The organism is Endozoicomonas sp. (assembly GCF_051008435.1).
Classification (GTDB): Bacteria; Pseudomonadota; Gammaproteobacteria; order Pseudomonadales; family Endozoicomonadaceae; genus Endozoicomonas_A.
Genome location: NZ_JBPCXO010000373.1, coordinates 1 through 11,812, shown reverse-complemented (window position 1 = coordinate 11,812; position 11,812 = coordinate 1). Strand labels below are relative to the sequence as shown.

Annotated in this window: 13 protein-coding genes and 1 pseudogene; 13 read left to right on the top strand and 1 reads right to left on the bottom strand. The window is 48.4% G+C overall.

Features of this window, described 5'->3' with window-relative positions:
- The first annotated feature begins 127 nt into the window (after positions 1-127).
- From ACR2PX_RS18795 to ACR2PX_RS18735, 13 genes and pseudogenes are all read left to right on the top strand, one after another.
- Positions 128-769: pseudogene (locus ACR2PX_RS18795) on the top strand (hypothetical protein).
- 31 nt (positions 770-800) lie between these two features.
- Positions 801-2,090 carry an MFS transporter gene (locus ACR2PX_RS18790; protein WP_434000893.1) on the top strand — a complete coding sequence of 430 codons (1,290 nt, stop codon included), beginning with the start codon at positions 801-803 and terminating at the stop codon, positions 2,088-2,090.
- A gap of 105 nt (positions 2,091-2,195) precedes the next feature.
- Positions 2,196-2,825 carry a glutathione S-transferase gene (locus ACR2PX_RS18785; protein WP_434000892.1) on the top strand — a complete coding sequence of 210 codons (630 nt, stop codon included), beginning with the start codon at positions 2,196-2,198 and terminating at the stop codon, positions 2,823-2,825.
- A 393-nt stretch (positions 2,826-3,218) separates the two neighbouring features.
- Positions 3,219-3,800: a MarR family winged helix-turn-helix transcriptional regulator gene (locus tag ACR2PX_RS18780; RefSeq protein ID WP_434000891.1), complete on the top strand. Its 582-nt coding sequence runs from the start codon at positions 3,219-3,221 to the stop codon at positions 3,798-3,800.
- 373 nt (positions 3,801-4,173) lie between these two features.
- On the top strand, positions 4,174-4,758 hold the full coding sequence (gene rsxA / locus ACR2PX_RS18775; RefSeq protein WP_434000890.1) for an electron transport complex subunit RsxA: 585 nt from the start codon (positions 4,174-4,176) through the stop codon (positions 4,756-4,758).
- A gap of 19 nt (positions 4,759-4,777) precedes the next feature.
- Complete coding sequence (gene rsxB / locus ACR2PX_RS18770) at positions 4,778-5,365, top strand: electron transport complex subunit RsxB (protein ID WP_434000889.1); 588 nt, start codon at positions 4,778-4,780, stop codon at positions 5,363-5,365.
- Positions 5,362-7,401 carry an electron transport complex subunit RsxC gene (gene rsxC, locus ACR2PX_RS18765; RefSeq protein WP_434000888.1) on the top strand — a complete coding sequence of 680 codons (2,040 nt, stop codon included), beginning with the start codon at positions 5,362-5,364 and terminating at the stop codon, positions 7,399-7,401. Before rsxB ends, rsxC begins: the two co-directional genes overlap by 4 nt.
- Positions 7,402-7,416: 15 nt before the next feature.
- Entirely contained in the window at positions 7,417-7,983 is a 567-nt protein-coding gene (locus tag ACR2PX_RS18760) for a hypothetical protein (protein WP_434000887.1), read from the top strand.
- Positions 7,980-8,246 carry a hypothetical protein gene (locus ACR2PX_RS18755; protein ID WP_434000886.1) on the top strand — a complete coding sequence of 89 codons (267 nt, stop codon included), beginning with the start codon at positions 7,980-7,982 and terminating at the stop codon, positions 8,244-8,246. The genes ACR2PX_RS18760 and ACR2PX_RS18755 overlap by 4 nt, the downstream gene beginning before the upstream one ends.
- Positions 8,247-8,254: 8 nt before the next feature.
- Positions 8,255-8,542, top strand: coding sequence for a hypothetical protein (locus ACR2PX_RS18750; protein ID WP_434000885.1), 288 nt, complete (start codon positions 8,255-8,257; stop codon positions 8,540-8,542).
- 15 nt (positions 8,543-8,557) lie between these two features.
- Entirely contained in the window at positions 8,558-9,631 is a 1,074-nt protein-coding gene (rsxD, locus tag ACR2PX_RS18745; protein ID WP_434000884.1) for an electron transport complex subunit RsxD, read from the top strand.
- A 10-nt stretch (positions 9,632-9,641) separates the two neighbouring features.
- Positions 9,642-10,382, top strand: coding sequence for an electron transport complex subunit RsxG (rsxG, locus tag ACR2PX_RS18740; protein WP_434000883.1), 741 nt, complete (start codon positions 9,642-9,644; stop codon positions 10,380-10,382).
- The gene (locus ACR2PX_RS18735) at positions 10,375-11,136 is read left to right on the top strand and encodes an electron transport complex subunit E (RefSeq protein ID WP_434000882.1); all 762 of its coding nucleotides are present in this window, start codon (positions 10,375-10,377) and stop codon (positions 11,134-11,136) included. Before rsxG ends, ACR2PX_RS18735 begins: the two co-directional genes overlap by 8 nt.
- 63 nt (positions 11,137-11,199) lie before the next feature.
- Here ACR2PX_RS18735 and ACR2PX_RS18730 read toward each other — a convergent pair whose 3' ends face one another.
- Positions 11,200-11,490 (bottom strand): hypothetical protein, encoded by a 291-nt coding sequence (locus ACR2PX_RS18730; protein WP_434000881.1) that lies wholly within the window; start codon positions 11,488-11,490, stop codon positions 11,200-11,202.
- Positions 11,491-11,812 lie beyond the last annotated feature (322 nt).

Sequence of the window (11,812 nt, the reverse complement as noted above, 5' to 3'; positions counted from 1 at the left end):
AGAACGGCCCAATTATTCGATGAATTCGATTAAATAGGTCAACTATTCTCACGAATCCATCGAATAATTCGACTCGTTCTACTGAAATTTATGCTCGAAAGCATAAGTCCGACAGGCTCCTAGAGATATAGCCATTCTCACCCAGCGACTGATTCAGGATGCCCCTGAAGTCTATGAGATCTATCAGGAAAGGCGCTTCCAGTGGAACGGAATCACCCAGTATAACCGTAACAAACTGCTCTGGGATCGCTCACTGAATGTTGACGGAGGTAAAACCGGTTATACCCAAGACGCCGGACACAGTCTGGTGACTTCCGCCGCTCAGGATGACATGAGGTTGATTTCAGTGGTCATGGGTACCCCCAATCCAACCGCCCGCATGGAAGAAACCCGAAAGTTACTGACCTACGGTTTCCGTTTTTTTGAAACCTCAACGCTGCTTGACCAGAACCAGACCGTTCAGAGCGAGAAGATATGGATGGGGGTCAAGGATCAGATCAACCTGGGAGTGAGCAATGATATCGCCGTCACCCTTCCCAAAAGACAGGCTGATTGACTGACCATTGAGTATGAAATAGACAGACCACTGAAAGCCCCTCTGGAAGAGGGTGAAATTCTTGGTCAGGTCCGCTGGACTCTGGACGATCAAATTATAAAGGAAGCAGACCTGCTGGCCATGGATACCGTCGAACAGGGAAGTCTGATTAAACGATGGATAGATACTGTTCTGTTGTTCATCAACAACCTGAAAGAAAGCCTGTTAGCCTGATAACAGGTTCTGTTAAGCCAGGATCCAAAGCATGAGCGTGCTACTGAATAATCGCAATTACCGAAACCTGCTACTGGCCCAGATTACCTCTCTGGCTGGTACCGGCATCAGCACTATTGCTCTCGCCCTTCTGGCCTGGGATCTGGCAGGAGCTAATGCCGGTTCAGTTCTGGGGACGGCTCTGGCATTGAAAATGGTGGCTTATGTGGCGCTTGCCCCGGCGATTGGTGTCTGGGCACATAAACTCCCCCGAAAACACTGGTTGGCTGGACTGGATTTTATTCGGGCAGCACTCATTCTCTGTCTGCCCTTTGTGACTCAAATCTGGCAGGTTTATGTTTTAATTTTTGTGATCAATGCTTGCTCAGCAGGCTTTACCCCCGTTTACCAGTCTGTATTGCCTCAGATTCTTCCTGATCGGAGTGACTACATCAAAGCCCTTTCCTGGAGCAGGATGGCTTACGATCTGGAGCAATTGCTCAGCCCTCTGTTGGCGGGGCTATTGCTTTCCAGCATTGGATTCAGGGAGTTATTTGTTGCTGATACTGTAACGTTCCTGGTTTCAGGACTGTTAATCGTATTTTGTACTATCCCAAAAGCCCTGGAGCCCAAGCGACAAAAGGGGATTCTCCACAACCTTCACTTTGGTCTTAGTTCCTACCTGAAAACGCCCAGATTGAGAGCTTTGTGGGGAGCGTATTTTGCCGTAGCCAGTGGCAGCGCCATGCTGATTGTCAATACTGTGGTTTATGTCAAAGAGAATCTGAAAGGTGGCGAGCAGGAAACCGCTTTGGCTATGTCGGTTGCAGGGCTTGGCTCCATGCTCATTGCTCTGAAACTTCCCGGCTGGCTGAAAAAGTTCTCTGACCGGTCTGCCATACTGGCCGGTGGCGGGCTGATTACCCTGGCCCTCATCACGGGATCAATGGAGCCTGGATGGCCTGTATACCTTCTAACCTGTCTGATGATTGGCATGGGGTTGTCGTTTATTCAGCCTCCGGCTGGAGCCCTGATCACCCGTTTCTGTCAGGAAAGTGATGCACCCGCCTACTTTGCTGCTAACTTTTCCCTGTCCCATTTCTGCTGGTTTTTGGCTTACCTTCTGGCGGGTTGGAGCAGTACAGCTCTGGGCTTATCCATATCCTACACCCTGATGGCTACCCTGGCTGTCGCAGGGGTCATCTATGCCAGACACACCTATCCGAACCCGGACCCTGAAGAGCTGACTCACACCCATTCTGCTAAAGATCAGAGCAGCATCCCGGTCGAGCATAGCCACCATTTCGTCATCGACAATGAGCACAGACGCTGGCCAACCTGAACAGGTTCATGCAGACTTCCTGAAACAGCCATGAGCCGGAATTACTGCAGCAGGAATAATGAATGCTGTAGAAACCCCACAGAGCTCTTACAATAGAGAACTTCAGTGAACGACAGCAATCAGCCCATCCTTTACTCTTTTCGTCGATGCCCTTACGCCATGCGTGCCAGACTGGCACTGACATACACAGCTATTCCTCTTGAACACAGAGAGATACTGCTGAAGAACAAACCTCAGGCCATGCTTTGTGCCTCCCCAAAAGGCACGGTTCCTGTTTTGGTTCTTTCTGATGGTAAGGTTATTGATGAAAGCCTGGATATCATGCTTTGGGCACTGGCCATCAATGATCCACAACATTGGTTAACTGAGAACCTTAACGACAGAGCGGAGGTCATGGCACTGATCCAAAAAAGTGACCTGGAATTTAAACCGCTGCTGGATCGCTATAAATACGCTGACCGACACCCTGAACATCCTATGGAGTATTACCGTACTCAGGGGGAACGGTTTATTGAGTTACTGGATTGCAAACTCAGCAGCCAGAACTATTTAATGGGAGACGAAGTCACTCTGGCGGATATGGCTATAGCCCCTTTTATACGACAGTTTGCCCACGTAGACAGAAACTGGTTTTATTCAACGCCTCATCAGAGAGTACAGAGGTGGCTTACAACATTTCTTGAATCAGAGCTGTTTTTACAAATTATGACCAAACACCCTTTATGGATTGAGTAACATCCTCACACACCAAAAAGAATCAGAAGAAATCAAACCTCACCATAAAAGTGCACGCGCACCGCTTTATTGCTCGTTTATGCGCAATTCAGGTGCCTTTTACCCTTACGCTCATAGTCATTCGCGCCTATCATTGTTATCCTCACTGCATTAGCCATGAACGAATGCCAGACTCAGGAAACTGATCGAGAATAGGACTCAAGCACCAAGCTCAATAAAATGAACAGCCTATTCCCAGAGTTTTATCACCCATGATGGCATCTTCAATAAGGCAGCCATGAGCGAAAGAAATCACCTTTCTTTGCCTTCGGCACTCTGGGAGCCTGTCTGAAGTACGACGGTCCTCTGGAATTTTCATATTAAAAATAACGATGAAAAGACAGTCAGGTTGTTATGGCGAAACTCAATCCTTTTATAACTGGTAAGACTGCCTTCGGCAGTGCACTGATATCTGAATCCCCGTTCTCTGATAGGCCGCCAGCATCACCGGACCTAGCGGATACCCGTCCCTGCCAATACCAAAAGCTGCTGCGTAACCTGGACCAGCTTTCTTCGATGATGACTTCCGTCAAAAAAATCATGGCAGAAAAGATCGGTCTGAGTACTCCTCAGCTGAATATTCTGCTGACACTGGCAGAACCGGACAATACCAGAGGCGTCAACGTCCGGGATGTTGCGTCCATACTGAATGTCTCCGGTGCATTCATTACCGTGGAAGTGAACAAGCTGGTGGAAGCAGGCTATATCCTCAAGGCCACCAACCCCAAGGATCGAAGAAGCGTTCTACTCAGACTGACCAGAAATGGAAAGCGCAAGATCGACGCCACTCTGATTGAACTGGAACAATATAATGAACAAGTATTTGGCCATCTGTCCTCTCTCGAATTAGATGATCTACGAAATCTTGCTTCCTCTTTGCTGGGTAATGGTCAGGAACTACTCGCCAGCCTCAACAACGAGAATAATAACACCTGATACAGATGGGATAGCCTATCGAGCTGTCCTGCATCTTCCTTTTAAATAGAACTTTCACCTCCCCTCCATAAGTTGTTCTATGGATTTCCACAATGCATCAGCGTTCCAATCCCGCTATAATCCCGCAGTTTTTACCATGAAATGCAGTCAGGAATGGCAATCTCCTTTCTTTGGGAAGCCTTCTTAGTTCAAGCAAGTGCATGAGCCGTTTTATATTTATTCCTTTTAGATCTTTAAAGGTCATTTAACTGCGTTTTTCTAGCATATATACTTAACGGTCACATTCGGGTACTGACACTGCTGATCTTTGAACAGGGCATTCATCGATCAGCCTGCCCTCGAACACACTCTCGGTAGAGTCAAAATGGAACAGATGAGCGAACTGGTACTGATCATGATCAGTGCCATCCTGGTCAACAACTTTGTACTGGTACAGTTTCTGGGCCTCTGTCCGTTTATGGGTGTCTCCAATAAACTGGAGTCGGCTATGGGAATGTCTCTGGCTACCACCTTTGTTCTTACCCTGGCCTCTATTTGCAGTTATCTGACGTATCAGTACCTGCTGATTCCCCTGGGTCTGGAGTTTCTAAAAACCATTGCCTTCATACTTGTCATCGCGGTAGTGGTCCAATTCACCGAAATAGTCGTCAGAAAAGTCAGCCCTCTGTTACACCGGGTTCTTGGGGTATTCCTACCCTTAATCACCAGTAACTGTGCCGTACTGGGTGTAGCTCTGCTGAACAGTAACCGACTGAACAGTTCACTGGTTGACTCTGCTACTTATGGTTTTGGTGCCGCAGCCGGTTTCTCACTGGTACTTGTTTTGTTTTCTGCCATGCGTGAACGCATCGCTGCTGCCGATGTTCCCACTCCTTTCAGGGGAGCTGCCATCGGCATGATCAGTGCTGGCCTGATGTCATTGGCCTTTATGGGCTTCACCGGCCTGATCAAACTGTAAGGGAGCCCTGTTAAGGATTATGGAAATCGTCTTCTTCGCCATTATCGCCCTTCTTGCTCTGGCCCTGGCCTTTGGCGCCATACTGGGTTTTGCCAGCATTCGCTTCAAGGTCGAAGGCAACCCTATTGTTGATCAGGTGAATGAGCTACTGCCGCAGACCCAGTGTGGTCAGTGTGGCTTTCCTGGCTGTCGCCCCTATGCAGAAGCTATTGTCAGTGGCGAATCTATTAACCGCTGCCCTCCAGGAGGTCAGTCCACCATCAATGAACTGGCCGATTTGCTGGATGTTGAGCCTGAACCACTGGACGAAGAACACGGTGCAGAAAAAGCACCCATGGTCGCTTACATCCGGGAAGATGAATGCATAGGTTGCACCAAATGCCTACAGGCCTGTCCGGTCGATGCTATTCTCGGCGCTGCCAAGCAAATGCACACGGTTATGAAAGATGAGTGCACTGGCTGTGATCTCTGTGTTGAACCCTGCCCTGTTGACTGTATTGACATGGTAGCCATTGAAACAACGACCCGTACCTGGAGCTGGACCTTGCCCTCCAAGGAAGCAGAACCCGGCCTGATCGCCACTGATATGAGAGGACAAGCAGTATGAACCTGCCTCTCAAAGATATTACTGAATCAAAGCAAAGGGTCTGGCCTCTCACCGGTGGTGTTCACCCAGAAGAAAACAAGCACCAGTCAACCAGTGTGCCTATCAAGCCAGCACCACTGCCTGAGAAGTTAATTCTGCCTTTGTCACAACATGCTGGTTCCCCTGCTGAACCCATTGTTTCTGTTGGAGAGAAGGTATTAAAAGGGCAAATGATTGCCAAAGCCACCGGCTTTGTCAGTGTGCCTGTTCACGCTCCCACCTCCGGTACCATTGCTGCAATCAGTTCAGAAGCCATACCACACCCTTCCGGTATGCACGACGAATGCATTACATTAATTCCGGATGGAGAAGATCAATGGTGTGAGCTCCAGCCCGTCAGGGATTACAAATCTATTGAGCCTTCGGCTCTGGTTGATCATATCCGCCAATCGGGTATTGCAGGTATGGGTGGAGCCGGTTTTCCAACAGCTGTTAAGCTGTCTCCCAGAAGCCCGATACACACCTTGATTCTTAATGGCACTGAATGTGAACCTTACATCACAGCTGATGACATGCTCATGAGAGAGCGTGCTGACAGTGTTGTGGCCGGTGCCGAAATTTTGCAACACCTGCTCAATGCAGAGCGCTGCCTTATCGGCATTGAAGACAATAAGCCGGAAGCCATTGCAGCTGTTAAGAAAGCGGTAGCCCAGAGCAGCAAAGGTCATCAGATAAAAGTGGTGGTCTTCCCAACCAAATACCCTTCCGGTGGTGAAAAGCAGCTGATTCAAATACTGACAGGACTTGAAGTTCCCTCTGGGAAACTGCCTTCAGATTTGGGCATGGCGGTTCAAAACATTGGTACGACTGTGGCTGTTTATGAAGCGGTCCAGTATGGAAAACCCCTGATTTCCAGAATCACGACCATGACGGGTGAAGCGCTATCAAGCCCGGGCAATCTTGAAGTCCTGCTGGGAACACCGACCAGACACCTTTTGTCCTGCGCAGGTGTCAATGATCAACAGCTGGAAACATTGATTATGGGTGGACCCATGATGGGTTTCACCCTGGATGAGCTGGATATCCCTGTCACCAAAACCACCAACTGTCTGATTGCCGGAACACAGGAAGAGTTCCCTCCGGCCATGCCCACTCAAGCCTGCATTCGTTGCGGTATGTGTGCAGAGGCCTGCCCATCGTCTTTGCTACCTCAACAGCTTTACTGGCACGCAAAATCAGAAAACCATGAACAGCTGAAACATCACAACCTGTTTGATTGTATTGAGTGCGGTGCCTGCTCCTTTGTTTGTCCCAGCAGCATTCCACTGGTTCAATACTACCGGGCGTCCAAAGGTGAAATCCGGGCTCAGGAAGCCAAGCATGCCAAAGCAGAGCGCTCCAAAGTCCGCTACGAAAACCGCCAGGCCCGTCTGGAAAAAGAACAAGCCGAGAAAGAAGCCAAACGTAAAGCTAATGCTGAGCGTGCTGCCAAACTGAAAGCAGAAAAAGAGTCTTCAGGTAGTCAGGGTGCATCAGCGGTCACAGATCCGGTTCAAGCGGCCATAGAAAGAGCCAAAGCCAAAAAGGCTGCGGCAGGGTCAGCCAATAGCAAACCAGCTAAAGCAGCCATGTCTGCTGATCAGAAAGAACTTAAGATCCAGCTATCTCTGGCCAACGCCCAGCTAAAGAAAACGCGCAGAGCTCTGACACAGGCCCAAGAAAAGGGAGAAGGCGACGCTGACAAGCTAAGTGCTGATGTCAGTATGCTGGAGAAGCAGGTTGCCAAACTACAGAAAGATTTTGACGAAGCAGCCTCTACTGAGCCCCCAAAATCTGAAAAGACGGCTAACGATGAAGCTGCCAAGAAGCTGAAAATAGAATCCGCTATGGCAAAAGCGGCATTGAAAAAAGCTGAGAGAGCCCTGGCCAAAGCACTTGAAGAAAACAGCTCTGAAACTGAAGCTCTGAAGGAAAAAGTGGAAGAGTGCCGCAAGAAAGTAGATACTCTGTCCAAAGTGCTGACAGGAACCACTACTTTAACATCTGAGCCGTTATAAAACGAAGGAATGACAATGACAGCCCAACCCAAACTTACCTATAGCCTGGTTAAAAACAGATATGAAGCTCTTCGGCAAGTGGCACGTGAAGCAACACACGAAGGACTACCGACAGTTTTAATCAACAAACGCAGCATGGCGATTCAAAAAGACACGATATCACTGGAAGGTTTCACCTTTAAGAGTCAACACGAATTAAAAAAATGGGAGCTGCATGGACTTAGACGCGTTGCCTGGGACTGGGATGTTGTTCAGAAAAAATACAAAACGCACCCGAAGCGGTTCGAACTCTCCATTTGGTATCGTCACCAGACTCTTTGCGCTGCGAGCATTGGAAGACCTACATGGGGTGGCGGGAAACTTCGGTTAGACTTTATTGAGTCAGCCCCATTAGAAACACCACTGGATGGACTGATCACTGATATAACTATTGCAGCCGGAGTTGATTATGCACTCTCGATAGGAACATCACAATTGCGCATAATGAACCCGGTAAATACTGAAGTTCAAAATTATTATTTAAGTAAACCTGGCTTTTCATACGATTCGCGTGGTGATTTTTGCTATAGAGACTTAACATGACTGACAAAAAATCGACAAGACCCCCGGAAGGTACGCCTGAGTTTAAAGAATGGCTCGTAGAACAATCTTCAAAGCATATCAAGGATATTTTCGGCGACAACCACAAGCCTGCAGACTTTGAAGAAAGCGGTGCAATATTTGGCAATATTGAAAATCTGGACAAGACAGACGCCGAGCTTTTTCCCGATGAATTAGAGGAGCACACACCAGAAGAGAGAAGAAGAAAGTTCAAAGTTCATTCTGATAAAGCCAAAAAAAAGTAACCACAAAAATGAACAAAAGTTTTCTTTTGTTTGTTTTAGCCATTAGCTCTGTATCAGCTGCGCAAGCCTATATAGCTGCACTCTACGGAAAATATATAATCTCAGGGCATGGCATTGGTATCTATGCCGTTATGTTATATTTTATTATCCTTTTTTTCAGTGCTCTGCTTTGGCTAGCCTTGTATCGGGAAAGCAAAAATAAAGTCCAAGCCGCTGTGTATTGGCTTTTCTCGCTGCTATTAATTCCAATCATATTCTTTCAACCTGTCTGGTGGGCAACTCCACAGATCAATTAAGTAGCGGAAAAAAAGATGACCCTGGTAAGGCAGACATCCCCCCATGCTCGCGGCCCCAATAGCACGCAGCAGGTAATGAAACGGGTCCTCCTGGCCACAGTGCCAGGTCTGGCCATGCAGACCATCTTCTTTGGCTGGGGAACGCTGATCAATCTTGTCTGGTGCGTATTCATTGCACTGGGTTCGGAAGCCCTGATCCTCAAAATACGGCAACGCCCTGTCAGTTTCTATCTGTCGGATGGCTCAGCGATTGTTACTGCCGTATTGCTCGCTCTGGCACTGCCACCACTCTCCCCGTGGTGGTTAACCCTGATCGGGGTATCCTTTGCCATTATTATTGGTAAACAACTCTATGGTGGCTTGGGCAACAATCCGTTTAATCCTGCCATGCTGGGTTATGTACTCCTGCTGATTTCTTTCCCTCAGGAAATGACCCAGTGGCTACCCCCCCTTGGTTCAGGAGCAGGTGCAGAAGGGCATACGGCCGTGAAGAGTTTCAGCGATGCACTTTTCACCCTATTCCCACTCTTTGGCCAGCCTATTAATATTGACGCCATCAGCATGGCGACTCCGCTGGATGTGGTTCGAGAGAACTCATCGCTGACCATGAAAGAGCTCTGGTCAGAAAGTCCGGCACTGCATTACTTTGCGGGTCGTGGCTGGCTCTGGATCAACCTGGCGTATCTGGCAGGCGGTCTTTTCCTGATCTACAAAAAGGTTTTCACCTGGCACGCTCCTGTTGGCATGCTGGCAGCCTTGTTCGTGATGTCCACCTTATTCTGGGGGGGCACAGGATCAGGCAGCCATGGCTCTCCTCTGTTTCACTTATTCAGCGGTGCCACCATGCTGGGCGCCTTTTTTATAATTACAGACCCTGTCAGCAGCGCCACCAGCAACAAGGGCAAACTGATCTTTGGGGCTGGAATCGGAATTTTTGTTTATGTTATTCGCGCCTGGGGGGGCTATCCGGACGGTGTCGCCTTTGCCACGCTGTTAATGAACATGGCAGCACCAATGATTGATTACTACACCCAGCCCAGAACCTATGGCCATAAAAAGCCTAATAAGGGTCTGCCAAAGCAGCCCTGAGTGAATGCAAATGAGTGACTCACGAATGCCCGCAGAGAAAGAAGGCCAAAATGAGCCAGAACCGTCTTCTGAAAAGAAAAAGCGTTCTGTAGATCTGGCCAGAAGCATAATCCGCAACAGTCTGACACTGGGTTTGTTTGCTATTTTCACCGTAGGCCTTATTGCTCTGACTTTTGTTTTCACTGAAGAGAAGATTCACGCTCAGGTTCGTGCCTTTGAAGCCCGGGCTCTGAAAGAAATCCTTCCGGATGAAACACACGACAACAGCATTCTTGATACCCGGATTACCCTCCCTGCCAATGACTTACTGGCCACTCCTTCTGAAAAGTATGGGTACGTGGCTTTCAAAAATGGCAAGCCTATTGCGGTGATTCTTCCCGCTATAGCGCCGGATGGCTATGCCGGAAAAATCGAGCTGCTGGTCGGCATTTATGCCGATGGGACTCTGGCCGGAGTCAGGGCCACCCAGCACAAGGAAACGCCTGGACTGGGTGATAAAATAGACACCAAAGTATCCGACTGGATCTTGCAGTTCCGTGGGAAGTCCCTCATCGACCCAGCGCCTGAAGACTGGGGAGTCAAGAGAGATGGTGGCCAGTTCGACCAGTTTACCGGTGCCACCATTACCCCCAGAGCGGTTGTTGGATCGGTTTATCGAACCCTGAACTATTTTGACTCTCACAAGGAAGAACTCTTTAAGCAGGGCAAAATAGCCATGGAAACCTTGGCAAGGGAGCAGAAAAATGACTGATGACGTTACTACGGACTCAGAACTGCAGAAAAAATCATTATTCGCTGATCAGTCTGCAGCTAAGATTGCCTGGGACGGACTCTGGAAGAATAACCCAGCTCTGGTTCAACTTCTGGGTCTTTGCCCCCTGCTGGGTGTATCCAACAGCATCGTAAACGCTCTGGGACTCGGAGTAGCCACCATGCTGGTGGTCATGGGCTCCAACATTGTGGTCTCTCTGATTCGACACCAGGTGACTGATGCTATTCGCCTTCCTGTTTTTGTTATGGTGATCGCTTCCTTTACCACTTGCATCGAGTTAGTGATGCAGGCCTATACCTATGAGCTGTATAAAATTTTGGGGATTTTCATTCCCCTGATTGTCACCAACTGCATCATTCTGGGACGAGCCGACGCTTATGCCTCCAAGCAACCCGTTGTGCCCGCAGCCTTTGATGGTTTCATGATGGGAGCTGGCTTTGCGGTCATTCTGGTTTTATTGGGAGCTCTTCGGGAACTGGTCGGCCAGGGAACCCTTTTCTCAGGTATGGATCTGCTGCTGGGTCCCGTTGCCCAAAACTGGACGATTGTCGTTTTTCAGGATTACAAACAATTTCTGTTCGCCATTCTTCCACCAGGCGCGTTTGTATTCATGGGTTTTCTGATTGCCATTAAGAACGTCATCGACAAGAAACAAGAAGAAGCCAGAAAGGCTCAAGAGCCGATATCAGAAGCTGGGAGCAGACGGGTTCGTGTAACTGGCAATATCAGTTAATCCAGCTATTTGATTCACCAGGCTTATGGGTACTTACCCATAAGCCTGGTTACAATTAACTCATCACAAATCCGTTTCTAACGATCCATCAACCCAAGCCTGTCGATAGTCCCTGAATCTGTTTGCCGCTTTGAGGAACTGAGCACCATCACTGCTTTGAGCCATATTATGAAGCTCGCCTGCGGCCTGATGCACGACCAGCCAGTTTATAATCAGTTGCCAGGTTGCCTCTCCATAATGAACAGGCAATGTTATTCCATTATTCTGAGCAAAGTTTGCAATGAAGTTGGGCTGAGAAGGATAGAGTTGCATCAATATTTGAATAAAGCTTGCTGGGGTAGGCTCAGGTAACACCTCAGACTCTCCATCTTCCAGCTCAATATTTAGCTCAGTATATATTTCTGCTGACCCTACTACCTGAGCAAATATTTGAGCATGACTCTCAGGAACCAGATTTAAGAGACTACTGAGATGCTGACTTTCACTACCTGACTGCGAAGCAATCCAGCTAAATAGTGCAACCCAGCTTTGTTCTGAGTATGTCTCTGGTGTAACTGCTCAGAATTCGTAGGGAGTCAACACACAGGCATCAAAACTTTGTGTATTCGAGTCGGGCATAATCTCAACCCATGAAGCCGTCCAAAACCTCAGCACTTGAAACAGAAGTCAGCGAACT